Raw genomic sequence first — 25693 nt, 5'->3', positions numbered from 1 at the left:
ACCTTATCTTTGCCAAATGGCAAAAACGGAGGTCTTGACATTGGTGGAAAAAGGTGAAATGCTTCCCCTGATGGAGGAATTTTATACCATCCAAGGAGAGGGTTATCATAAAGGAACCGCAGCCTATTTCATTCGTGTGGGTGGTTGTGATGTAGGATGTCATTGGTGCGATGTTAAGGAAAGTTGGAATGCAGAGACGCATCCACCAACTTCAATTGAAAATATTGCTGAAAATGCAGCCAAATATTCTGATACGATTGTAGTGACCGGGGGTGAACCCTTGACATGGAATATGGTTCCATTAACGGAGGCATTAAAAGAGAGAAACCTACAGACTCATATTGAAACTTCTGGGGCTTATCCCTTGACAGGGGTATGGGATTGGATTTGTCTTTCCCCAAAAAAGAACAAATTGCCAGTAACTCCCGTTTATGATAAGGCCCACGAACTAAAAGTGATAGTATATAATAAGCACGACCTTATTTTTGCAGAGGAACAAGCCGCTCTAACAAACAGTAACTGTATTTTATATTTGCAACCCGAGTGGAGTGTACGGGATAAAGTGGTCCCAATGATTGTGGATTATGTTATGAAAAATCCTAAGTGGAAAGTTTCTTTACAGACCCATAAATATTTAAATATCCCTTAATCAATGTTCGATAAGCCAATTGGTGTAGAAGTTATTGTACATTGAAATTACTTTCCTCCATTAGATTGTAAATCCAAAATACACTCGGCATCCAAGTCTACAGTAGGCATGTTCTTTGAAGTTTTGTGCTCCAATATCTTTAAGACACTGTTGCCACTTAAGGTGCAACCGGGGACCAATATATTATCTTTACTGTCCAACTGATGGCTTTTTCCAGCAATGCCACCAAATTGAAGTTCGGCGCGCATAAGGCACCCCTCTACCGAACAATGATTTTCCGCTTCTGGGTCCTCATGGTCATTTACTGGGGTTAGTCCTAAATTAACCAATCCAAACAAATGTCCAAATTCGTGGTTTAGCGTGGCAATTTCCACATCAGCAGTGGTGATGGTAAGACTTCTTCCAGCCAATGATTTTATGGTTTTTTCGTAGATGACCATGGAAGTATTTCGGTAAACAGCACCTAATGTGACCAAACCTTCTTCTTCATCATCATCATCAGATGGGGCATCAGCAAAGTAAATGTAAATAGCAAGAGTGTTTCCATCATTATATACGGTTCTATTCTCGCTTTCCAAATCTGCAATTTCCTGTAATGTCAGGGTTTCTTCATCTGGACTTTCCAACTGTTTATACTGGATGGAGATATTTTGTTTAAAAGTTCTTTCCGATAAAAACGTTACAAACTCATCCATTGCTTCCGCTGTTGGTCTAAAACCTTCCACAAACGCGGCTTCAATCAATAAATTATCAAAATTGGCATTGCCTAAAATATCACTGGAAGAGGCTCCTGTCGCCAATAGGTTTGCAGATTTATCCACCGTTTGGTTATCTGGCGTAGGGTTGTTATTTCCCCCATCATCTGTACTACTTTTGGAACAATTTAGAAGTAGGATTGAAATTAAAATAAGAAATAATTTATTATATTTTTTCATACTGTAATTTTATTCGTTTATATAAAACGACCGGGAATCTTTTCTATTGTTTTGCATTGGTAAGCTTTGCCAAATAATCATAATGGTCTCCTTCACTTATCAATTCACATTCAAGTCCATTTGCTAAAGCTGCCCTTTGCAATGTATTATAATCTATATATAACCAAGAAAACGGCTTTCCTTTATTTCCTTTGTATTCCATTGTAAATTCAACTTCACCGTAATATTCTTTATTATCAGGAATCCAATAACCTCCATCGTCATCTTCTTCATACATATAGATGATGTCACTGGAATCCAGTAAAACCTGTCCATTTGGCTTCATCAACAACTTTAAATGTGATAAAAATAGGTTTAAGTTGGTTAGCTTTCCAACAATACCTATGCCGTTCATAAGCATAAGAAGAGTATCAAATTTCGTTCCATTATAATCAAGAATATTGGAATGTACCACCTTTTCTATGCCACGAAGTTTGCATACATCAGTGGCTCCCTGCGAGAAATCCAAAGCGGTTATATCAAACCCCTTTTCTTGTAAATACAGACTATGGCTACCGGCACCACAACCAATATCCAAAATAGTTCCCCTGCATAGGCTTAATGCCTTCTGTTCTAATTTTGGCAATTCATCATAGGTTCTAAAAAAATAAGGTATAGGGATTTTATCCTGCTCGTCCAGTGAAGAATAGGTAATGATATCATCTGTATACTTCTTGTTTTGAAAATCTTGCAATGCGCTGCCCAGAATATCCTTCATCACTTTATTTGTACTTTTGTTGCAAAAGTGACTATTTTATTAATTGGAACAAGATGAAAAAGATTAAAATTATACTAACCATTAGTTTGTTAACCCTTCTTGGAGCGTGTGCACAGGATGATTATTCTGAAAATGTAGCACAATATTTGGAAAGTAACGGTACAAAAGAACAGTATGAATATGCGTATGACGAATTGCTTAAAATGCTGAAAACTCAATACCCTAAGACGGAAGAGAATAAAAAAGGATGGGATTTTTTGGAAGAGAATAAAGAGAAATCGGTTTCCGATATGCTAACCGTATTAGTGCCTATCTATACGTCTCATTTTACCAAGGATGAGGTTAAGACAATGCTTAATTTTTACCAAAGTGCTGCTGGGAAACAACTTGTATTGGACCGGTCTAAAATGACAGAAAGTCAAAAATCGGCCTTTACTACATATAATAGTACAGAGTTAGGTAAAAAAATAGCAGAAAAACAAGGTGTTTTATCTACAGAGATTTCTACTGCTTCTGAAGGTTGGAGTAGAGATTTGTACGAAACAGCCGTAAGTCTATTAAAACAATAGTAATGAACGAGTTACTTAAGGAGCTTCCAAAACTTGCCAAATCGAAGCATGCAGAAAGCTCTAAATTTTTTAATAAACTTAAAAAAAGGCCTCCCAAGAATTTAGACTATATCATGCAAGAATTGCATGAATCTGAATTTAAGCGTACCGATTGCTTAAAATGTGCCAACTGTTGTAAAACCACCGGTCCTTTGTTTACAAAAGCTGATATAGAAAGAATTTCCAAATTCTTTAAAACAAAGCCTCAAAAATTTATTGAACAATATTTAAGGATTGATGATGATAATGATTATGTCTTAAAAGAAGTGCCCTGCACTTTTTTAGGGGAAGATAATTATTGTTCCATTTATGATGTAAGACCCAAGGCTTGTCGAGAATTTCCACATACGGACAGAAAAAAATTTCAGCAAATATCAAACTTAACCTTAAAGAATGTGGCCATATGCCCGGCTGCATTTAATATTGTTGAGGAGATGAAAAGAAGACTTCCATAAATATAAAAAGTATTATTTTTAAGCATGGAAGAACTAATAAAATATTTTGAAAACATTCCGTCTGCACACCGTTCACTAATTTTAATAGGTGGCTTAACTTTTTTTTGGCTTTTGGAAGGAGGAATCCCTCTTTTTAAGTTTAAGTACAAAAAATGGAAGCATGCCCTGCCCAATATTTTTTTCACACTAACAACAATCCTTATAAATTTTGGATTGGCATTTTTGCTCTTGAACACTAGTGACTGGGTGATTGCCAATGATTTTGGAATAATTAACTGGATACCAGGGCTGCCATTATGGGCATATGTTATTTTGGGAGTAATGTTACTGGATTTTTTTGGCGCTTATTTATCCCATTTTGTGGAACATAAGGTAAAACCTTTGTGGATGGTTCATTTAGTTCACCATACGGACCATAAAGTAGATACGACAACGGCAAACAGGCATCATCCAATAGAGAGTGTCATTAGATTTGGGTTTACACTTTTGGGTGTGTTTGTAATTGGAGCACCTATTGGTATTGTAATGCTTTATCAATCCCTGTCACTGGTTGCCACTCAGTTTAGCCATGCCAACATTAAGATGCCTAAAAAGGTTGATAAGGCCATTAGTTATATTCTAGTTTCGCCAGATATGCACAAAGTACATCATCATTATAAATTGCCTTACACAGACAGTAACTATGGGAATATTTTCTCTATTTGGGATCGAATTTTTGGCACCTATATGGAGATGGAAAGGGAAACTATTGTGTATGGGGTGGATACGTTTCCAGATGAAGTCGGAAATGGACAAATAGGAACTTTGTTAAAACAGCCTTTCCATAAATATAGAAAACCTACTACGGAATAATATTCTTTTACCCATCATTTTGAAAAAGTGAAACAACAGAGAAATTTAAAAAATAGGGATTTCTCACTTTGTTCGAAATGACCAAAGACCCGAAAAGGCTAGTTATATAGTAAATACTTCTTCCTTATTTTTTTAAAAGTCTCTAGGTCTGGCTGCCAACTTGCTTTAATTTCTTCTTCGGATATTCCAGCTTCAATCTGTTGTTGTAGTTTTTCTGTGCCAGCATGTTTTGTAAATCCAGCTGTGAGAAAATATTTATTTTTATCAGGACAATTTTGATACGCATCAATCACCCAGCGTAAGGACATTTCACTCATTTTTGGTGTTTCAGACAAATCATTTCCAAAACAAATTTTATCTTGTTCTTTGGGATGTTTAGATCCAAAATTGGGTTGAGGTGTATATGTAAAATTGTACTTGGTGCTGTCTAAAAAAGAAGCTCCGTAGCGTTGAAATTGAGATTCTGTACCACGACCAGCATTTACATTAGTGCCTTCAAACAAACCAAGACTAGGATACAGATTTATACTAGTATCATTGGGTAGGTTAGGGGAAGGCCTAATAGGCAAGTGATATTCGCTTTTATGGGTATAATTTTTCAAAGGAATTACAGTTAAGTTGGCTTTATTCTCATTTTCTAACCATTTTTCTCCATTGAGCATTTTTGCATATTCCCCAATGGTCATTCCATAAACAAGAGGAATAGTTGTCATTCCTAAAAAGGAAGTGTGTTGGGCTTCCATTGTTGGACCATCTATATAATGCGCATTGGGATTGGGTCTATCTAAAACAATAATAGGGATGTTATTTTCAGCGCAGGCTTCCATGACCAATTGTAAGGTTGCTATGTACGTGTAAAAGCGCACGCCCACATCTTGAATATCAAATAAAACTACGTCTATACCTTTTAAGGCTTCTGCCGTTGGTTTTCTATTTTTCCCATGAAGGGAAATGAGCGGGAGTCCCGTTTTAGTATCAATATCATCTTTTACCGCTTCACCAGCATCGGCTTTACCACGAAACCCATGTTCTGGGGCAAACACTTTTTTTACATCAACCTTTAAAGAAAGTAATGAATCTACCAAGTGGGTATAAGTGTTATTCCCTTTAAAAACAACACTGGTTTGGTTGGCAACTACACCCACTTTTTTTCCTTGTAATATAGGGAGGTAGGCATCAGTTCTATTTGCACCAACAAGGATTGGGGAGTTTTCTTTGGATTCTGGTCCAGAAAGCTTTCCTTCCTCCAGGTTTTTATTCATTTTTACTTGGTTTCCACATGCAGCGAGCATTAAAACCCAGATGAAAACTGTATTTTTGAAACTGTATAAAAATGTCATGGATTGAATTTAGAGTTTTTTATTGCCAAACGTCTTATCACGGGCAAGGAGCATAAAATTAGCATTTCCGCACCAATAATAAAAATAGCTATTGCCGCCATAGCAATTGGTCTGGTTATGATGTTGATTGCCATTGCTTCCGGTGTGGGCTTAAAGCATAAAATTCGTGAAAAGGTAGCAGCGTTCAATGGTCATATACAGATATACAATTACGACAACAATACTTCAGAAGTTTCAGTTGTCCCAGTTTCATTGGAACAAGATTTTTACCCAAAATTTACTACAATAGACGGTATTTCACATGTTCAGGCTGTCGCAAGTAAAGGAGGGGTAATTAGGACAGAGGAGACCTTTGAAGGAGTTATTGCAAAAGGAGTAGGTAAGGATTATAACTGGGTTGCGTTCAATGAATATTTGGTGGAAGGTAGATTGCCCAATTATTTGGATGAGTTGAATGAAGAGGTGCTTGTTTCCAGAATTTTATCAAGCAAGTTAAAATTAAAGATTGATGATACATTCTTTACGTTCTTTTTAAAAAATGGCAGTACTACTGAAACTCCCAATCAAAGAAGATTTAAGGTTGTGGGTATTTACGATAGTGGTTTTGAAGAGTTTGATGCCAAATATCTTTTTGTGGACATCCGCCATATCCAAAGAATGAATAAATGGGAGGAAACCCAAGTGGGGAAATTCGAGGTTTTTTTGGACAATTTTGATGACCTAGAAGAAAAAAGTAATGAGATTTATAACAAAACGTTGTCCTCATTGGATTCCCAAAACATTAAAAGCAAATACTATAAAATTTTTGAATGGATTGGTCTGTTCGATTTTAACATAGCACTCATAATAGGAATTATGATTATTGTGGGCGGTATTAATATGATTACGGCATTGTTGGTCTTAATATTGGAACGCACCCAAATGATTGGCATTCTAAAGGCACTTGGTTCTGCCAATTGGAGCATAAGAAAAGTATTTTTGTACAATGCGGTTTATTTAATTGGTGTGGGGTTGTTTTGGGGAAATGTAATTGGACTTGGTATATTATGGTTACAACATAAGTTCAAGCTTTTCAAATTTCCCAATCCAAAAGAATATTACATAGATTATATTCCTGTACATATAGATTTTTGGATGGTACTTGTATTAAATATTGGTGTTTTGGTACTATGCCTACTAATGTTATTGATTCCGTCTTTTATTATCACCAAAATAACTCCTGTAAAAGCTATTAAATTTGAATAAACTCTTTAAAAGTTAGAAAAATGAAAAAGATTTTTGTGTTGCTCCTTTTACTTTGTTCAGTAGTCTCTATAAATGCTCAAAAACTTTCGAGGGTAGAGAAAAAACTGGTAAAATCCATTGAAAATAATAATACGGAAGCCATTGCATTTTTAGAGAAGGTTGTGAATATTAATAGTGGTACTTTAAATGCCAAGGGAGTTAAAGAAGTTGGGATGGTTTTTAAGGATGCCTTTGATGACATTAACTTTAAGACCAACTGGATTGAAATGCCGGAAGAACTCAATAGAGCTGGGCACCTTTTTGCTGAAACTTCTGGAAATAAAGGAAAAAAGTTATTGTTGATAGGACATTTGGACACTGTTTTTGAGGAAGATAGTCCCTTTCAAAAATTTGAAATGGTCAATGATAGTATTGCACATGCCCCTGGAGGGAATGATATGAAAGGCGGTGATGTTATAGTATTGTACGCTTTAAAGGCCTTACAGGAAAATGGATTGCTGAAAAATGCGCAAATTATAGTTGCCTTTACCGGTGATGAAGAAAGTACGGGAAAGCCTTTGGACATCAGTCGTAAAGATTTAATTGATGCAGCTAAACGAAGTGATATAGCTTTGGGTTTTGAAACCTCTACAGGTTTTAATTATGCAACGGTTGCTAGGAGAGGTTCATCTGGGTGGGAGGTAAATGTGGAAGGGAAACGTGCCCACTCTTCAGGCATTTTTAGCGAAAGGACAGGTGCTGGGGCTATTTTTGAAATCTCCCGTATTCTTAATACATTTTATAATGAAGTAAGGGGTGAAGAACTCCTAACATTTAATCCGGGTGTGTTATTGGGGGGTACCTTTGTTGATTTTGATAAGCAGACCAGTAAAGGCAGTGCCTTTGGGAAAACCAATGTGGTTTCTCAGACCGCCATGGTCAAAGGGGGGTTAAGATTCATATCAGAAGAGCAAAAGGAAAATGCACGGGCAAAGATGAGAGAAATTGTTGCCAATAATCTACCACAAACATCGGCGGAAATACATTTTACGGATAGTTACCCTGCAATGGGACCTACCGAAGGCAACAAAAAATTGCTGGAAGAATTAAATGGTGTAAGCTTAAGTTTAGGCCAAGGAGAAGTATTGGCATATGATCCAGGAAGAAGAGGTGCGGCTGATGTTTCCTTTGTGGCAAAATATGTAGATTGTTTGGACGGACTTGGTACTATGGGAACGGGTGCTCACACTCCAGAAGAAACAGTAAACTTAAACACCATTGAAGCTCTGACCAAGAGAACCGCAGTTTTAATATATAGACTTATTAATCAGTAATTCATGAAAGAACTTTCATTAAATAATCAAACAATAAAAATTGATGCTGGCGAACTGGTAAGCTATTTGGTAGATGGACATCAATATATCCATCAAAAAGGAAGTCCTGGCTGGCGAAGTTCGGATGCTGAAATGTTTCCTATTATTGGCCCAACGAATGAAACTGATTTTATGGTACAAGTCTCCAGAGGAAATGCCATACAGGATCAGCATGGTCTATTGCGTGAGTTGGAGTACGAAATAGTTTTTGATAATGAAGTTTCTGCGACCTATAAAAAAGTATACAAGGCGGGAACAGTAGTCAAAAATTCAAAATTCCCTGAAAAATCCACCAAATCAATGTTAATGTGGCCTTTTGGTTTTGAATTTCAAAAAAAGTATGAGCTAAAAGAAGATGGTCTGTATATTACTTTTGATGTGTCAGGAGAAAGGGATATGCCTTTTATGTTGGGATATCACCCAGCTTTTAAGTTGCATTCGGAGAGCCCAATAATAGTCTCCAATGGTAATGAGATTACTTTGGGTGAAGTTCTGGAAGTGGGGGATAGGGCATTCCATATTGCGGAATGTGAATCAGTAATCTTAAAAGATGAGAAAAGCCTTCAGATTTCAACCCAGGGATTTGGCCATTTTATGCTTTGGACTCCAGTGCCTACCATGATGTGCATTGAACCTATTACTTTTTACCCATATGAAGTTGCGCAAAGAGATCTTTATAAAGGGTTTCAATATTTGGATACGGATAAAAAGGAGTTTAAAGTATGTATTAAACCTATAAACTAAGTATGTTGTCAGTAAAAGAGATGTTGGAACAGAGTTATGGTTATCTTTTTGAGGCCGAGCTCATAGATGAAATTGAAGAAGTTGGGACTTATAAAGAAGTGCCACAAGGTGAGCGGCTTATAGAAATTGGAGATTATATAAAAATGATGCCGTTGGTTTTGGAAGGCGCAATAAAAATACTTAGGGAAGATGAGAATGGGGATGAATTATTGCTCTATTTCATTGAAAAAAGTGATACTTGCGCTATGACTTTCTCATGTTGTTTAGGAAATAAAAAAAGTGAAATCCGAGCTGTGGCAGAAACGGACACAAAATTACTTTTTATTCCTGTACAGCAAATGGATATATGGATGTCCAAATACAAAAGCTGGCAGCGATATATTTTGGACAGTTACCATATTCGAATGATGGAATTATTGGAAACTGTTGACACATTGGCTTTTCTAAGAATGGACGAGCGCTTGTTAAAACATTTACAGGACAAGGCCAAAGTGAGCCACGATGATGTTATCCATACAACCCACCAAGATATTGCCTATGACCTACATACCTCTAGGGTAGTTGTGTCCAGGCTTTTAAAACAGTTAGAGAAAGAGGGGAAAATAGAAATGCACCGAAATAAAATTAAGGTGCTAGAGTTGTAAGTGCTTTGAAAATAAAACAATGACTCAAAATATTGTTCTTATAGAACCCGAAATTCCCACCAATACAGGTAATATTGGCCGATTGAGTTTGGCCTCTGGTTGTAATTTGCACTTAGTAAAACCTTTTGGGTTTGAAATTGATGACAAACGCCTAAAAAGGGCAGGATTAGATTATTGGCAGCACATATCTTTGTTTATTTATGAAAGCATAGACGATTTCTTTAAAAAAAATAGAGAAGCGGAAATGGTTTTTTTGTCAAGTCACGGAGAAAAGGATTATTACGATATTGATTTTAAGGATAATCTATTTTTTGTTTTTGGAAAGGAATCTGTTGGGCTGCCCAAAAACATCATTCAAGAAAATAAAGACAAAGTCTATAAAATTCCACTGTTAAGCCCTCATATTAGAAGCCTGAATTTAGCCAATGCGGTAAGTATTGTTGTTTATGAGGGAATAAGAAATAGTAAATTAGTGTAGCAGATAGAATCAGATTAAAAAGAATGTTTAAGAAAATTCTTGTACGGCTAATAAGTGGTTTTTTAATGTTAGGTTTAATCACTGTCTTGTTTGTAAATTTTCATCCAGTATTTGGTGGGGAATCAAAAGGAGAAATTTTAGAAAAAATGAAAGAAACACCTAATTATTCCAATGGTAAATTCACCAATTTATACCCAACTAAAAATGATTTTAGTTGGGACGATTATAAAAAAATATTTGGAAAAATGTTTAAGGGAAATCCAAATAAAAAGCCAAGTAAATCATTGCCCGTTATTAAATGGGATAAGTCTCAATTGGACGAATTAAGGGATTCGGAAACCAGTCTGGTTTGGTATGGACATTCAGCATTTTATTTAAAAATGAATGGTAAAAATATATTGATAGACCCTATGTTTGGGGATTATCCTTCACCAGTTCCCTACATTATGCCAAAGAGGTTTAATGACACACTACCTATTGCCATTGAGGATCTACCAGAGATTGATATAATCATATTTTCACATGACCATTATGACCATTTGGATTATGGTTCCATTAAAAGATTAAAAGGAAAAACAAAGAAGTTCATTGTGCCACTTGGTTTGGGGGCACATTTAAAAAAATGGGGTGTTGAAGAAAGTAAAATTTCCGAGTTGTATTGGGAGGATAGTATTACGGTAGCGGATATTACATTTACCTGTACGCCTGCTCAGCATTTCTCAGGCAGAGGATTGTTAGATAAAATGTCAACTTTATGGTGTTCCTGGGTGATTGATGGAAAACACAAACTTTTTTTTAGTGGAGATTCTGGTTACTTTGAGGGGTTTAAAAAAATTGGGAAGGAACACGGCCCTTTTGATGTTTGCATGATGGAATGTGGTCAGTACGATGAACTTTGGAAAGACATTCATATGATGCCGGAAGAAACAGCACAAGCACATTTAGATTTAAAAGGAAATATGCTTATTCCAATACATTGGGGAGGATTTACGTTGTCTAATCATGATTGGGATGATCCTGTTCAAAGGTTATACAAAGCAAGTATGGAGAAAAATATTAATTTATCAACCCCTATTATCGGGGAGAAAATTATTGTGGGCAAAGAACAACAATTTTCTGATTGGTGGAAGCAATAACTTTTCGGTAACCCAAGTTACGTTCAATCTCTATATTAAATAGTAAATTTGCCCCATGAAAGGATTTTTTCCGTTTCTGGAATGGCTGCAAAACTATAAAAGAAGTTTTTTTTCGAAAGACTTATTGGCGGGAGTAACAGTAGGTATTATTTTGGTGCCTCAAGGTATGGCTTATGCCATGATTGCAGGGTTACCTCCTGTATATGGTCTGTATGCGTCCCTTTTTCCTATTGTTGTTTACGCTTTGTTGGGCACGTCTAGACAATTAGCTATTGGCCCTGTTGCCATGGATTCTCTTTTAGTAGCTGCTGGCTTGGGTACATTGGCAATTTCTGGTATTGAAAATTATATTGCTATGGCAATGCTACTTGCGTTTTTGGTGGGTGCTATGCAATTACTTTTAGGTTTTTTTAGAATGGGCTTTCTGGTCAATTTTATGTCCAAACCCGTTATTAGTGGCTTTACTTCTGCAGCAGCATTTATTATTATGTTTAGTCAATTAAAGCACCTATTGGGTACAAATATTCCTGGAAGTAATCAATTTCATATCCTCATAAGAAATGCTTTTCGGAATATAGGAGAGGCTAATCCATATGACGTTATGATTGGTGTTTTGGGAATTCTTTTTATTATTTTGTTGAGAAAATTCAATAAAAAAATCTTAGCAATTTTATTGGTTGTAGTACTTGGGGTTATAGCGGTTTTTGCTTTTAATTTGGAAAGTAAAGGAGTTAAATTAGTTGGGAATGTGCCAAAAGGCTTGCCTTCTTTTAAGATACATGCTTTTAATTTGGAAAGTATTAAAGCGTTATGGCCCATAGCGCTTGCAGTTGCTTTTGTTGGTTATCTTGAGGCTATTTCTATTGGTAAAGGAATAGAGGAAAAAAACAATACAGATACCATAAGACCCAACCAAGAATTAATAGCATTGGGAACTACAAATATTGTAGGCTCATTTTTTCAGTCATTACCTGTAACAGCGAGTTTTTCTAGATCAGCCATTAATAATGAATTGGGTGCTAAAACTCAGATTAGCTCAATTGTAAGTGTGCTGTTGGTCCTGATAACCCTTTTGTTTTTAACACCCTTATTCTACTATTTGCCGAATGCTGTCTTAGCATCCATAATTATGGTTTCTGTATTTAGTTTAATTGATTTTAGCTATGCAAGGAGTTTATGGGAAAACCGTAAGGATGAGTTTATGGTATTATTGGCTACATTTTGTATTACGCTGTTTATTGGTATAAAAGAAGGAATTCTAATAGGAATTTTAATTTCATTACTTCTTATGGTCTATAGAACTTCAAAACCGCACTTTGCAGTTTTGGGAAGAATAAAAGGCACCGACTATTTTAAAAATATAAATCGTTTTTCGGAAGATATTGAAATTGAGGATGAAGTGCTTGCTCTACGTTTCGATTCACAATTGTATTTCGGAAATAAAGGTTTTTTTAAAACGGAATTATATCGGCAAATAGAAAAAAAAGGACCAAAGTTAAAATACATCATTTTAAATGCCGAGGCTATTAATTATATGGATAGTACAGCGACGCATATGCTACGCAATGTGGTGGCAGATTTAAAAGATAGGGGATTGGAATTTAAGTTAGCAAGAGTAAATGGGCCTCTGCGAGATTTGTTATACAAGTCTGGTTTAATCAATGACATAGGTGAAGAAAATATCTTTGTAAGAACATTCGAGGCCTGTGATAATTGTAAAAATCACGGTGGAAAAACACAAATGCAGAATAAAATTGCACTGCAATCTAAAAACCACCCTATATAATCCAAATAACGGTTTTTAGTTAAGAAAAAATACTTTAGTAAATCTTAAATTTAAGAAAAATTAAAAATGAAAATAGAACAAATTTATACAGGATGTTTGGCTCAAGGAGCTTATTATATAGAAAGTAAAGGGGAAGTGGCTATAATTGATCCACTTAGGGAAGTGCATCCATATATTAAAAGGGCGAAACTGGATGATGCCAAAATAAAATTCATTTTGGAGACGCATTTTCATGCAGATTTTGTGAGCGGTCATGTAACCTTATCCAAAGAAACAGGTGCTCCCATTATTTATGGGCCAAATGCCAATCCTTCGTTTGATGCTATAATAGCGAAAGATGGACAAGAATTTAAGTTAGGAGACATTTCCCTAAAAGTTTTGCACACACCAGGTCATACCATGGAAAGCACAACCTTTCTATTAAGGGATGAAAAAGGAAGGGATCATGCTATTTTCTCAGGAGATACCTTGTTTCTGGGTGATGTTGGAAGACCGGATTTGGCCCAAAAAGCCGCCGATATGACTCAAGAGGACTTGGCAGGTCTTCTGTTCGAAAGTCTCCGCAATAAAATTATGCCTTTGGCAAATGATATTATTGTATACCCTGCACACGGCGCAGGTTCGGCCTGTGGTAAGAACATGATGAAGGAAACAGTGGATACTTTGGGCAATCAAAAGAAAGTGAACTATGCGTTACGCACAGATATGACCAAAGAAGAGTTTATAAAAGAAGTGACCCATGGCTTGTTGCCGCCACCAAAATATTTTCCTCTCAATGTGAAAATGAATAAAGAAGGCTATAAGGATATTGCTGAGGTTTTGGAGAAAGGTACATCTTTATTGTCGCCAGATGCTTTTGAAACGGCTGCTAATGAAACAGGGGCCATTGTTTTGGATGTACGTCATCAAGATGAATTTGTAAAAGCACATGTGCCACGCTCCATTTTTATTGGATTAAACGGTGATTTTGCACCTTGGGTAGGTGCGTTGATTGCTGATGTCCAGCAACCACTTCTATTGATAACACCAAAAGGGCTGGAAGAAGAAACTGTAACTCGTTTATCCAGAGTTGGTTTTGATAATACTCTAGGTATTTTGGACGGGGGTATAGAAGCATGGAAAAAAGCGGGCAAGGAAGTTGATACTATAGTTTCGCTTTCTGTTAATGATGTTAAAGACGCTGTTGAGGAAAATAAATCGCCGGTTTTTGATGTTCGTAAAGAGAGCGAATATCTGTCCGAACATCTGATTAACGCAAGCAATACACCACTAAGTGAATTGAATAGCCATTTGGCCGAATTTCCATCCAATGAACCTTTTTATGTCCATTGTGCTGGGGGCTACCGTTCAGTAATTGCCGCTTCAATTTTAAAGAGTAGGGGAATTCACAATTTAATTGATGTTCAAGGGGGTTATGCTGCAATTAAAAATGCTGGTTTTAAGGTAACGGACTATGTATGTCCCACAACATTATAAGAAGTTTAAAGTATGACAAATCTCATGTATTCTTTTTAAAGGACATATTATTTTTACTGTTATGAAACCAAGTAAGGGAATAAAACTGGTGTTGATTTGCATGATTTGTGTTGGATTGGTTACCAGTGTTGTTGTTCTGATTGAATATTATAACCAATAAAAACTAGAATCATGAAAAAAAATATGGGAAGTGCCGATAAAATTATACGCATCATTTTGGCAATAGTAGTAGTCGCATTGTATTATTTTAATGTAATAGAAGGAACCTTTGCCTATATATTACTGGCTTTGGCGGCTATTTTTGTATTGACAAGTTTAGTAAGCTTTTGTCCACTATATGCTCCTTTTGGTCTAAGTACTTGTAAGATGAAAAAATAGTGTCTTTTTTATGATTAACATTGTTAAAGGGAGAATTCAGGATAGTGAATTATTGGCTAAGATTAGTAAGCAAGCATTTTTGGACTCTCATGGCAACAGTGCCAACAAATCTGAAATTGATACATATATAGCCGAAAATTTTAGTATAGAACGCTTTGAAAAGGAATTGATCGACCCAAATATTGACTACCGTATAATCTTTTGTAAAAGTAAAGAGGCTGGATATTCAAAAATTGTTTTAAACAAGGATAATGAAGCTGTAGAAAAGTCAAACAATACCAAATTGGATCGACTCTATTTGTTGAAGGAATTTTATGGGCAAAACCTTGGAAGCAAACTAATGGGTTTTAACATTGAATCATCAAAAAATAGTGGACAAAATGGAATGTGGTTGTTTGTTTGGATAGAAAACCAACGAGCCATAAATTTTTACACAAAAATTGGATTCAAGATAGTCGGTAGTTATGACTTTAAAATTTCTGAGACGCATTCAAATCCCAATCATATTATGTATTTAAGCTATTAAGGTTATTTCTGATATTTTGGAATGTAATCATAAACTGGAACAGTAAGGTTTTCAATATTCTTAATCAGGGATAATACAATCTCTTTAATTGTAAAAAAATAATCGACTACAAAGCTTAGTCTTTCATACTCACAACAATCGTAACATAAAACCTCTTGTTTATTAATTCAAGTTGATGTATTTTCAAGGATTGGGAAGTGTTTTAAGCTTCACAACCGACTAACTACCTGAAAATGCCAACAACGATTACCAGAATTGATGTCAAAGACATTCGGTTTCCTACCAGCAAATCTTTGGATGGCTCTGATGCCATGAACCCAGACCCAGACTATTCTGCTGCTTATGTGATTCTTAAGACAGATCATCCAAATGGCCATGAAGGGCATGGAATTACTTTTACCATAGGTAGGGGAAATGAACTCTGTGTTGCCGCTGTTGAATCCCTTTCCTATTTATTAAAAGGTAAAACATTGGAAAGTTTTACCCAAAACATGGGAGCTTTCTGGAAAATGATGACGGGAGATAGTCAACTCCGCTGGGTAGGACCTGAAAAAGGGGTCATACATTTGGCTACCGCTGCTCTAGTTAATGCGGTTTGGGATTTGTATGCAAAAGTAGCGGGTAAACCTCTTTGGAAACCGTTAACGGACATGTCACCAGAAGAATTGGTTTCCTGTGTGGATTTTACATATATCACGGATGCTTTAACACAGGAGGAAGCTCTTGAGATTTTGAAAAAACAGCAATCCACCAAACAAAAGCGTATTGCGGAGCTAATGGAAACAGGTTATCCTGCTTACACCACTTCTGCAGGTTGGTTGGGATATTCAGATGATAAAATGAGACGCCTTTGCCAAGAAGCAAAAGAACAGGGTTTTGATCATTTAAAAATAAAGGTGGGATCGGATTTAAGAGATGATGTACGCAGGGCCACCATTATCAGGGAAGAAATTGGACCCAACTTACGTCTAATGATGGATGCCAACCAAAAATGGGATGTAGATGAGGCCATTGCCAATATGGAGGTCCTAAAACAATTTGACCCATGGTGGATAGAAGAACCTACAAGTCCAGATGATATTCTTGGACATGCCAAAATTGCCAAGGCTGTGGCACCTATTCATGTAGCGACAGGGGAACATTGTCATAACCGCATAATGTTTAAGCAACTGATGCAGGCAAATGCTATTGGTATTTGCCAGATAGATAGTTGTAGATTGGGTGGTGTTAATGAAATTATAGCAGTATTGCTCATGGCAGCCAAGTTTAAAATTCCGGTTTGTCCACATGCAGGCGGAGTTGGACTGTGTGAGTATGTACAGCATCTTTCCATGTTGGATTATGTATCAATAACCGGTTCACTGGAAGATAGGATCATAGAATATGTAGACCACTTACACGAACATTTTTTGGACCCAGTTGTAATTAAAAATGGGGCCTATATGCCACCAACAATGGCTGGTTATAGTATTGAAATAAAAGAACAATCTTTGAAAGCGTATGAATTTCCAAACGGTAGTATTTGGCAATAGAAAATTAAATTTTATAAAAAAATAGTGTATGAAGCGAACTTTCATTTCTCTAGTAATTATACTTCTGTCTCAATTCACAATTGCCCAGGAGTATGTGCCAACAAAGGAAAATTTGGAGGCACGTCAATGGTTTCAGGAAGCAAAATTCGGATTGTTTATCCATTGGGGTGTATACAGTCAATTGGGAGATGGTGAATGGGTGATGAACAATCAAAACATACCTATAGATGCCTATGAAAAACTGCCTTCATTTTTCAATCCTATAGCATATGATGCGGAGGAGTGGGTGAAAATGGCAAAAGACGCTGGAATGAAATACATTACAATTACCAGCCGCCATCATGATGGATTTTCCATGTTCGATTCCCAAGTCACAGATTATAATATAGTGAAGAAAACACCTTATGGAAAGGATGTGCTAAAACAGTTGGCAGAAGCATGTAGGAAGGCCGACATAAAACTGTTTTTTTATTACTCATTGCTAGATTGGCATAATGATGATTATTTTCCACGAGGCAGGACAGGTACAGAAATTGATGGCCGAAAGGAAGGCACGTGGGAGAAGTACATAGCCTTTATGAAGGCACAGCTTACAGAATTGCTAACCAATTATGGAGATATAGCGGGTATTTGGTTTGATGGCCATTGGGACCAAAAAGAATGGGATGGCAAAAAGTTTGGCAAACTAAAGGTAGATTGGCATTATGATGAAATATATAAATTGATTCATGAGCTGCAACCTCAATGTTTAATTGGAAATAATCACCACATCGCACCTATATCTGGAGAGGATTTTCAAATGTTCGAAAAAGACTTACCTGGGCATAATACCACAGGTTGGGGTACAAGCGCTTCCGATGTTGGGCAATTGCCTATGGAAGTGTGCGAAACTATCAACAATTCATGGGGTTTTAATATTCAGGATAGAAAGCACAAATCGGAGAAAGAATTGATTCAGTTGATGGTAAAATCAGCTGGCTATGGGAGTAACTTGTTGCTTAATGTGGGACCTATGCCAAATGGAGAAATTCAACCAGAGCACAAAGAATCTCTTAAAAACATGGGTGAATGGATGCGTGCAAATGGAGAAACTATATATGGCACAAGTCAAGGCCCAGTTTCACCAAACGAGGAAATGGCATCGACAAGAAAGGGAAAAACAGTGTACTTGCATCTTTTTAACGACAAAAAAGAATTATACTTTTTAGAAAATTTTGATGTACCCTTTAGGGACATCAAACTATACAATAAAAATAAAAAAGTAACTCATAAGGTGAATGAGTACGGGCTCTTTTTAGAGATTGAGAAGGAGGATAGGGATGAGGTTGACACCATTGTAGAAATTACTTTAAAATAGAGGTATGTCCAGTTTTAGATTAGATGGAAAAACAGCAATAATTACAGGAGGTGCCAGTGGTATTGGTAAAGCCATTGCATTGAAATTTGCTGAAAGGGGAGCCGAAGTTTGTATTTTGGAAATCAATGGGGATTTGGCAAAGGAAACCATCCATGATATTAAAAAACTTGGAGGCAGTGTTGAGGTATATACCTGTGATGTTTCAAATCATGCAGAGGTTAACAAAACCATTGCTAAAATTACACAAAAGCAAGAAATTGATATACTCGTCAATAATGCAGGTGTTGCACAAATTGGTAATTTGGAAAACACTTCGGAATCAGATTTAGATAGAGTATATAATGTAAACATCAAAGGAGTCTATAACTGTATGCATGCGGCTTTGGGACATATGAAGAAAAAGGGAGGAATTATTTTGAATATGGCATCAGTGGCGGGTTCTGTAGCCGTTGCAGACCGTTTTGCATATTCCATGTCCAAAGGTGCGGTGCTTACAATGACATATTCGGTTGCCAAGGATTATATAGAGTATGGTATTCGTTGCAATAGTATTTCTCCTGCAAGGATACACACCCCTTTTGTGGATGGCTTTATAAAAAAGAACTATCCAGGGAAAGAATCGGAAATGTTCGAGAAATTATCGCAAACACAACCTATTGGGCGTATGGGAAAACCAGAAGAGGTAGCCAACTTGGCATTGTACCTATGTTCTGATGAGGCATCCTTTATAACAGGGACAGATTTCCCTATTGATGGTGGGTTTATTAAATTGAATTCTTGACGTAAATCATAAGAACATAATATAATGTATCACAAATAAATAAGTATTAGACCAACAAAAAACAAACAGATGAAATTAATACGATTCGGTAGCACGGGAAAGGAAAAACCAGGGGTTCAATTAGATAATGGAAACAGGTTGGATGTTTCTGTTTTTGGAGAAGATTACAATGAAGCATTCTTTGAGACCAATGGATTGGAACGACTAAAAAAATGGTTAGAAACTAATCAGGAAAGTTGCCCAAAAGTGAGTGGCGAAGTTCGTTTGGGGTCACCTATTGGCCGCCCATCAAAGATTATATGTGTAGGCCTTAATTATGCCAAGCATGCTGAAGAAAGTGGTATGGCACTCCCTACGGAACCGGTATTGTTTTTTAAGGCAACTTCTGCAATTGTTGGTCCCAATGATGATGTAATTATTCCCAAAAACAGTAAAAAAACCGATTGGGAAGTGGAATTGGGAGTGGTCATAGGTAAAAAGGCGTCTTATGTATCCGAAGCTAACGCATTGGATTATGTAGCGGGTTATGTCCTGCACAATGACTATAGTGAACGTGAGTTTCAATTGGAAAAATTAGGACAATGGGTCAAGGGAAAAAGCTGTGACACTTTTGCACCTTTAGGTCCTTTTATGGCTACAAAAGAAGAAATAAAAAACCCAAATAATCTAAATCTGTGGTTAAAACTAAATGGGGAAATGCTTCAAAATAGTAATACTTCAGATTTTGTTTTTAATATTCAAGAAGTGATTAGTTATATAAGTCAATTTATGACGTTGTTACCTGGTGATGTTATTTCTACAGGTACTCCTTCTGGAGTGGGCCTTGGTTTTGATCCACCTAGATTTTTAAAAGCCGGTGATGTGGTAGAACTGGGAATTGAAGGTCTGGGAAGTTCAAAACAGCATGCAAAAGCTTATGGGTAGATGAGAATTGATAGCCATCAACATTTTTGGAAGTACGACCCGGAAAGACATAGTTGGTTAGATGAATCCATGCGGAGCATTAGGAAAGATTTTATGCCTTCGGATTTGGGGCCTATTCTTCAAAAAAATGGAATAGAAGGCTGTGTATTGGTACAAGTGGACCAAACCGAAGCTGAAACTGAACTTTTATTGCAATTGGCGTGTGATAACTATTTTATAAAAGGAGTCGTTGGCTGGGTAGATTTGTTGGCGGATAATGTGGTGGAGCGACTGGAGTATTTTTCTAGAAACCCTTTGTTTAAAGGAGTACGCCATATTGTACAGGGAGAAGCGGATGATTTTATGCTCAGAGGAGATTTTCAAAAAGGTATTGGTGCACTATCCCAATTTAATTTGACATATGATATTTTAATTTATCCTAGTCAGTTGCCATCGGCATTATCATTGGTCCAGAAATTTCCCAAGCAGAAGTTTGTTATAGACCATATTGCCAAGCCTGCAATTTCCAATGGGTTGGATGAATATTGGATACATGGTATGCAAGCATTAAGTACCTGTAAAAATGTATATTGTAAGGTATCTGGTATGGTGACAGAAACAAGGAATTATAAATGGCACAAGGATGATTTTATACCCTTTATGGATATTGTTGTCAATGCATTTGGGATAGATAGAATTTTATTTGGTTCCGATTGGCCTGTATGCTTGGTAGCAGCAGAATATGATGAGGTTGTAAGTATTGTAGAGGATTATTTTGGCAGGTTTAAAAAGGGAGATCAGGATAAAGTGATGGGAATTAACACCAAGGAATTTTATAATATAAGATGAGCAAATACTATTTTATTTTTCTAAGCGTACTATCACTTTTTTCTTGTCAAGAGCAAGAAAAAGAAACGGTTGCCAATAGAATTTGGTATGACCAACCTGCAGAGGAATGGATGGAGGCCTTACCTGTTGGCAATGGTAGGTTAGGGGCAATGATTTATGGTGACCCCCAACATGAGCATTTGCAATTAAATGAGGATTCCATGTGGCCCGGTGGTCCAGAATGGGGAAATTCTAAAGGAACAAAAGAGGATTTAGACCTTATTCGGAAAATGTTGAGAGAGGATAAGCCCCATGAAGCAGACAAATTGATTGTTGATAGATTCTCTTATAAAGGTGTTTCACGTTCTCATCAAACCATGGGGGATTTATATATTGATTTTCAAAAAGAAAGAAAAATAGAGAATTACTCTCGTTCCTTGGACTTGGAAAATGCAGTGGTTACTGTGAAATATTCCTATGAAGGCCATGATTATGTGGAAAAAGTTTTTGCCTCGGCGGTTGATGATGTTCTAGTAGTAGAAATATCTACCACAGCACAGGAAGGCATGGATTTTAATTTAAAATTGGATAGGGCAAAGGATGAAGGTCATGCTACTGTCAGTACTTCTAATCCATCCAACAATGAAATAAGTATGGAGGGGATGGTTACGCAATTTGCTGGAGCCGTACATTCAACTCCAACCAAAATAGATTATGGAGTTAAGTTCCAAACAAGGTTAAAGGTCAAGAATACTTCAGGAACTGTAGAGTCAAAAAAAGGAGAATTACAATTAAGGGGTGTGCAGAAGGCTACAATGCTAATTGTATGCAGCACTTCTTTTTACCACAAAAATTTTCATCAAAATAACCATAAAACCCTTTCATTAGTAGAGAATAAGTCTTTCGATGAATTATTGAAAGAACATATACAGGATTATCAAAAATTATATAAAAGGGTAGATTTTGATTTGGGGGGGTATGAATTGGATTCATTGCCCATAAATAAAAGATTACAGAGAATTAAAGATAGTTTGCCAGATACGGATTTGGCGGCCAAACTCTTTCAATATGGACGCTATTTGTTAATTTCCTCATCAAGACCCGGAACAAACCCTGCGAACCTTCAAGGTATTTGGAATGAGCACATACAGGCCCCTTGGAATGCAGATTATCATTTGAACATTAATATTCAAATGAACTATTGGCCAGCTGAGGTTACCAATCTAAGTGAGTGCCACATGCCTCTTTTGGATTTTTCCGATAAATTACTGGAACGTGGTCGCATCATTGCCAAAGAGCAGTATGGTATAAATCGTGGAGCTATGGTTCACCATACTACGGATTTATGGCTCACCCCATGGATGCGCGCAGAACGGCCATATTGGGGTTCATGGATTCATGGAGGCGGTTGGCTTGGGCAACACTATTGGGAACATTATAAATATACCAACGACAAAGATTTTTTAAAGGAAAGAGGATATCCCTATCTAAAGGCCGTTTCAGAATTTTATTTGGATTGGCTAATAATGGATGAGCGAGATGGCACATGGGTTTCTGCACCAGAAACATCCCCAGAGAACTCATATATAGCAAGTGATGGGGAGCCAGCCGCAGTCTCTTATGGAAATGCTATGGGGCACCAAATCATAAAAGAAGTTTTTGATAATGTTCTTGAGGCCGCTGATCTATTGGAAATTGATGATAGCTTTACAAAAGAGGTTATAGAAAAAAGAAGAAAGCTACATCCTGCCATTGTTATTGGGGATGATGGTAGGATATTGGAGTGGGACCGACCTTATGAAGAAGCGGAAAAAGGGCATCGCCATATGTCACACTTATATGCCCTACACCCCGGAAATGATATTACAAGTAAGGATAATAAGGCTTTTGAGGCAGCAAAAAAGACCATTGCCCACCGCTTGCAACATGGTGGTGCTGGAACGGGTTGGAGCCGTGCTTGGATGATTAATTTTGATGCTAGATTAATGGATAAAGAGTCTGCCGAGGAAAATATCACAAAGTTTTTTCAAATTTCTTTGGCCGACAATCTTTTTGATATGCATCCGCCTTTTCAGATAGATGGCAATTTTGGATACACTGCTGGAGTAGCAGAATTGTTAATGCAATCGCATGAAGGTTTTCTTAGAGTTTTACCCACTTTACCGAATAATTGGGAAACAGGTAATATTAAAGGCTTGATTGCAAGAGGAAATATTGAAGTGGATATTGCGTGGGAAAATGGTAAATTAGTGGAATTGGTTCTTACATCAAGGGAAGGCAAGAAAATTAAGATAGTTTACAATGGAATGGAAATTGAAGCCAATTTGCCAAAAAACACTCCTATAAAGTTAGATGGACAACTTCAAATAATGTAAGAACAGAATACTTTGAAAGGTTTGTGAAATGGATTTAAAACTTGCTAATAAAGTAATTATAGTTACAGGAGGTGATAAAGGCATAGGCTACGGCATAAGCTCTGTCTTGGCCGATGAAGGTGCCATTCCAGTAATTGTGGGAAGAAAAGAGAAGGATGTTTTAAAAGCTGTTCAAGAAATTGAAACAAAAGGCGGAAAGGCTTTTTACGCTCTAGCCGAATTAACAGATCCGGAACAATGTAAAAAAGCTGTGGAAAAGGTGATTGAAAATTTTGGCCGAATAAATGGCTTGGTGAATAATGCAGGGGTAAACGATGGGGTCAGTCTGGAAAATGGAAATTACAAGGATTTTGTTTCATCGATCAACAAAAATTTGACTCACTATTTTATGATGGCAAAATATATAGTGCCCGAGCTAAAAAAGAACAAAGGGGCCATTGTAAATATTGGTTCAAAAGTATCAGTCACGGGGCAAGGGGGAACATCTGGCTATGCTGCTGCCAATGGTGGACGCAATTCCTTGACTAGGGAGTGGGCCGTTGAATTATTGCCCTATGGGATTAGGACCAACGAGGTGTTGGTTGCAGAATGTTATACGCCCATGTATGATAATTGGATAAAAACCCTGCCTAATCCAAAGGAAAAATTAAAAGAGATTACAGATAGGATACCTTTGGAAAAGAGAATGACAACTGCAGAGGAAATAGCAAATACCGTGGCATTTTTACTTTCCGAAAAGTCTAGCCATACCACTGGACAATTAATTTATGTGGATGGTGGGTACACACATCTGGATAGATCAATTTAACACTACAATTAAGCAAATGAGTACAACCAATCAACCCGTAGTAGCCAAAAAAATATTATTTCCTTTTATTTTGATTACTTCTTTGTTTGCTCTTTGGGGTTTTGCCAATGACATAACCAATCCAATGGTATCCGCATTTAAAAAAATATTGGAGTTAAACAATACACAAGCCTCCTGGGTGCAAGCAGCATTCTATGGGGGATATTTCACTATGGCCTTGCCAGCAGCATTTTTGGTTAAAAAATATTCCTATAAAGTTGGAATTTTAGTGGGATTGGGATTGTACGCAATTGGTGCTTTACTATTTTTTCCGGCCGCCGCTATGGAAAACTATTTTTTCTTTTTAGTGGCCCTATATGTGTTAACGTTTGGGTTGGCATTTTTGGAAACCACAGCAAACCCATACATCATGAGTATGGGAAGTGAAGAAACGGCAACGCAGCGATTAAACTTGGCACAAGCCTTTAATCCCATAGGAGCCTTATCTGGCTTATTTGTAGCCCAAACTTTTGTATTGGGAGCACTGCAATCTGATAATTTGGATGCCAACGGCAATAGTATTTATGAAACTTTAACGGGAACTGCCAAAGCAGTTGTAAAAACTTCCGATTTGTTGGTAATACGCAATCCTTATGTGGCTTTGGGATTGTTCGTAATTTTTATGTTGATCCTTATTGCCTTTGCGAAAATGCCTGAAAAAAAAGAAGTTAAAGGAGGAACAAGTATGTGGAAATCCATAAAGCGTATCTTTAAAAAAGAACGATTTGTAGGGGGTGTAATAGCCCAGACTTTTTACGTAGGAGCACAGATTATGTGTTGGACCTATGTTTATCAATATGCAGAAAATTTGGGAATTAACAATCAGAATGCGGTGAACTATGCCTACGCTGCATTGGGCTTGTTTTTGGTAGCGCGGTTTTTGTTTACCTACCTTTTAAAATTTATTGATTCGGGAAAGTTATTAATGCTATTGGCCGTTTTGGCCATTGTGTTTTGTTTGGGAACAATTTTCATCCAAGGAATGGGAGGTTTATATTGTTTGGTCTGTGTGTCTTTTTGTATGTCCTTGATGTTCCCAACTATTTATGGAATTGCATTGAATGGATTGGGAGAGGATGCCAAACCAGCTTCTGCATTTTTGGTAATGGCGATAGTTGGCGGGGCCTTTATGCCAATTTTTCAGGGAATGCTTTTGGATATTGGTGGCACGGGGTATGCCGATACAACCATTTTGGGAGTTCCTGAGGTTAATTTTTCCTTTATTCTACCCTTAGTTTGTTTTTTGGTTGTTGCTACTTATGGCTATAGAACTTATAAAGTGTATGCCGAAAATTAAGTAAAAGTCATTTCGACCCCAAGATTTTGGGGGAGAAATCCCATCAAAAAAGTAAAGAAATGAAACAATACTGCCTCGCCTTAGACTTAAAAAACGACCCGGTTTTAATAGCTGAATATGAAGCCTATCACAAGAAAATATGGCCGGAAATTGAGAAAACTATTTTTGATTCTGGAATCACCAAAATGGAAATTTATAGGGTAGGAACAAGGATGACGATGATTATGGAGACGGATGATTCTTTTTCTTTTAGTAAAAAAGCGGTTGTGGATAAAAACAATCCAAAAGTACAGGAATGGGAAGATTTAATGTGGAAATATCAACAGGCATTGCCACATGCTAAAGCAGGGGAAAAGTGGATGTTGATGGAAAAAATATTTTCACTTACTAAATAATTTATTTAAGTATCTTG

The 25693-nt window shown here is 36.8% G+C and carries 26 protein-coding genes; 23 read left to right on the top strand and 3 right to left on the bottom strand.

Annotated elements, in window-relative coordinates:
* Nucleotides 1-16: 16 nt before the first annotated feature.
* The gene (locus tag GGR42_RS15585; RefSeq protein ID WP_167965956.1) at nt 17-649 is read left to right on the top strand and encodes a 7-carboxy-7-deazaguanine synthase QueE; all 633 of its coding nucleotides are present in this window, start codon (nt 17-19) and stop codon (nt 647-649) included.
* Nucleotides 650-696: 47 nt separating this feature from the next.
* On the opposite strand, the gene GGR42_RS15580 is transcribed toward GGR42_RS15585, so the two are convergent.
* Both GGR42_RS15580 and GGR42_RS15575 read right to left on the bottom strand, forming a co-directional pair.
* A complete protein-coding gene (locus GGR42_RS15580) occupies nt 697-1584 on the bottom strand; it encodes a hypothetical protein (RefSeq protein WP_167965954.1) in 888 nt (295 codons plus the stop codon).
* A gap of 43 nt (nt 1585-1627) precedes the next feature.
* Nucleotides 1628-2341: a class I SAM-dependent methyltransferase gene (locus tag GGR42_RS15575; protein WP_167966429.1), complete on the bottom strand. Its 714-nt coding sequence runs from the start codon at nt 2339-2341 to the stop codon at nt 1628-1630.
* A gap of 53 nt (nt 2342-2394) precedes the next feature.
* On the opposite strand from GGR42_RS15575, the gene GGR42_RS15570 reads away from it, so the two are divergent.
* The 3 genes from GGR42_RS15570 to GGR42_RS15560 are packed head-to-tail and all read left to right on the top strand — an operon-like array spanning nt 2395 to nt 4256.
* Entirely contained in the window at nt 2395-2910 is a 516-nt protein-coding gene (locus tag GGR42_RS15570; RefSeq protein WP_167965952.1) for a DUF2059 domain-containing protein, read from the top strand.
* A 2-nt stretch (nt 2911-2912) separates the two neighbouring features.
* Nucleotides 2913-3404 (top strand): YkgJ family cysteine cluster protein, encoded by a 492-nt coding sequence (locus GGR42_RS15565; protein ID WP_167965950.1) that lies wholly within the window; start codon nt 2913-2915, stop codon nt 3402-3404.
* 24 nt (nt 3405-3428) lie between these two features.
* Nucleotides 3429-4256 carry a sterol desaturase family protein gene (locus GGR42_RS15560; protein WP_167965948.1) on the top strand — a complete coding sequence of 276 codons (828 nt, stop codon included), beginning with the start codon at nt 3429-3431 and terminating at the stop codon, nt 4254-4256.
* A 98-nt stretch (nt 4257-4354) separates the two neighbouring features.
* Here the strand turns inward: GGR42_RS15560 and GGR42_RS15555 are convergent, their stop codons facing one another.
* Nucleotides 4355-5596, bottom strand: a complete 1242-nt coding sequence (locus GGR42_RS15555) for an exo-beta-N-acetylmuramidase NamZ family protein (protein ID WP_167965946.1) — start codon at nt 5594-5596, stop codon at nt 4355-4357.
* A gap of 3 nt (nt 5597-5599) precedes the next feature.
* On the opposite strand from GGR42_RS15555, the gene GGR42_RS15550 reads away from it, so the two are divergent.
* The 19 genes from GGR42_RS15550 (at nt 5600) to GGR42_RS15460 (ending at nt 25676) form a co-directional block, all read left to right on the top strand.
* Entirely contained in the window at nt 5600-6841 is a 1242-nt protein-coding gene (locus GGR42_RS15550) for an ABC transporter permease (RefSeq protein WP_167965944.1), read from the top strand.
* Between the two features lie 20 nt (nt 6842-6861).
* The gene (locus tag GGR42_RS15545) at nt 6862-8154 is read left to right on the top strand and encodes a M20/M25/M40 family metallo-hydrolase (RefSeq protein WP_167965942.1); all 1293 of its coding nucleotides are present in this window, start codon (nt 6862-6864) and stop codon (nt 8152-8154) included.
* Nucleotides 8155-8157: 3 nt separating this feature from the next.
* A complete protein-coding gene (locus GGR42_RS15540) occupies nt 8158-8937 on the top strand; it encodes an aldose epimerase family protein (RefSeq protein WP_167965940.1) in 780 nt (259 codons plus the stop codon).
* Nucleotides 8938-8939: 2 nt separating this feature from the next.
* A complete protein-coding gene (locus GGR42_RS15535; RefSeq protein WP_167965937.1) occupies nt 8940-9581 on the top strand; it encodes a Crp/Fnr family transcriptional regulator in 642 nt (213 codons plus the stop codon).
* Between the two features lie 19 nt (nt 9582-9600).
* The gene (locus tag GGR42_RS15530; RefSeq protein WP_167965935.1) at nt 9601-10059 is read left to right on the top strand and encodes a tRNA (cytidine(34)-2'-O)-methyltransferase; all 459 of its coding nucleotides are present in this window, start codon (nt 9601-9603) and stop codon (nt 10057-10059) included.
* A gap of 23 nt (nt 10060-10082) precedes the next feature.
* Complete coding sequence (locus tag GGR42_RS15525) at nt 10083-11195, top strand: MBL fold metallo-hydrolase (protein WP_167965932.1); 1113 nt, start codon at nt 10083-10085, stop codon at nt 11193-11195.
* A 55-nt stretch (nt 11196-11250) separates the two neighbouring features.
* A complete protein-coding gene (locus tag GGR42_RS15520) occupies nt 11251-12981 on the top strand; it encodes a SulP family inorganic anion transporter (RefSeq protein WP_167965930.1) in 1731 nt (576 codons plus the stop codon).
* A 66-nt stretch (nt 12982-13047) separates the two neighbouring features.
* Nucleotides 13048-14457, top strand: coding sequence for an MBL fold metallo-hydrolase (locus tag GGR42_RS15515; RefSeq protein ID WP_167965928.1), 1410 nt, complete (start codon nt 13048-13050; stop codon nt 14455-14457).
* Nucleotides 14458-14628: 171 nt separating this feature from the next.
* Entirely contained in the window at nt 14629-14835 is a 207-nt protein-coding gene (locus GGR42_RS15510; RefSeq protein WP_167965924.1) for a YgaP family membrane protein, read from the top strand.
* Between the two features lie 10 nt (nt 14836-14845).
* Complete coding sequence (locus GGR42_RS15505) at nt 14846-15361, top strand: GNAT family N-acetyltransferase (RefSeq protein WP_167965922.1); 516 nt, start codon at nt 14846-14848, stop codon at nt 15359-15361.
* Nucleotides 15362-15594: 233 nt separating this feature from the next.
* Nucleotides 15595-16893, top strand: a complete 1299-nt coding sequence (locus GGR42_RS15500; RefSeq protein ID WP_167965920.1) for an L-fuconate dehydratase — start codon at nt 15595-15597, stop codon at nt 16891-16893.
* Nucleotides 16894-16921: 28 nt separating this feature from the next.
* Nucleotides 16922-18250, top strand: a complete 1329-nt coding sequence (locus tag GGR42_RS15495; protein WP_167965918.1) for an alpha-L-fucosidase — start codon at nt 16922-16924, stop codon at nt 18248-18250.
* 4 nt (nt 18251-18254) lie between these two features.
* Nucleotides 18255-19031, top strand: a complete 777-nt coding sequence (locus GGR42_RS15490; protein WP_167965916.1) for an SDR family NAD(P)-dependent oxidoreductase — start codon at nt 18255-18257, stop codon at nt 19029-19031.
* Nucleotides 19032-19100: 69 nt separating this feature from the next.
* Nucleotides 19101-19955: a fumarylacetoacetate hydrolase family protein gene (locus GGR42_RS15485; RefSeq protein WP_167965914.1), complete on the top strand. Its 855-nt coding sequence runs from the start codon at nt 19101-19103 to the stop codon at nt 19953-19955.
* The gene (locus tag GGR42_RS15480) at nt 19956-20783 is read left to right on the top strand and encodes an amidohydrolase family protein (protein WP_167965912.1); all 828 of its coding nucleotides are present in this window, start codon (nt 19956-19958) and stop codon (nt 20781-20783) included.
* Nucleotides 20780-23137, top strand: a complete 2358-nt coding sequence (locus GGR42_RS15475) for a glycoside hydrolase family 95 protein (RefSeq protein ID WP_167965910.1) — start codon at nt 20780-20782, stop codon at nt 23135-23137. Before GGR42_RS15480 ends, GGR42_RS15475 begins: the two co-directional genes overlap by 4 nt.
* A gap of 28 nt (nt 23138-23165) precedes the next feature.
* Nucleotides 23166-23945 (top strand): L-fucose dehydrogenase, encoded by a 780-nt coding sequence (locus GGR42_RS15470; RefSeq protein WP_167965908.1) that lies wholly within the window; start codon nt 23166-23168, stop codon nt 23943-23945.
* Nucleotides 23946-23961: 16 nt separating this feature from the next.
* Entirely contained in the window at nt 23962-25281 is a 1320-nt protein-coding gene (gene fucP / locus GGR42_RS15465) for an L-fucose:H+ symporter permease (RefSeq protein ID WP_167965906.1), read from the top strand.
* Between the two features lie 59 nt (nt 25282-25340).
* Nucleotides 25341-25676 carry an L-rhamnose mutarotase gene (locus GGR42_RS15460; RefSeq protein ID WP_167965904.1) on the top strand — a complete coding sequence of 112 codons (336 nt, stop codon included), beginning with the start codon at nt 25341-25343 and terminating at the stop codon, nt 25674-25676.
* The last annotated feature ends 17 nt before the right edge of the window (nt 25677-25693 follow it).

The sequence above is a fragment of the Saonia flava genome, from assembly GCF_011927795.1.
Classification (GTDB): Bacteria; Bacteroidota; Bacteroidia; order Flavobacteriales; family Flavobacteriaceae; genus Saonia; species Saonia flava.
This window is presented reverse-complemented; position numbering and strand designations above follow the sequence as displayed.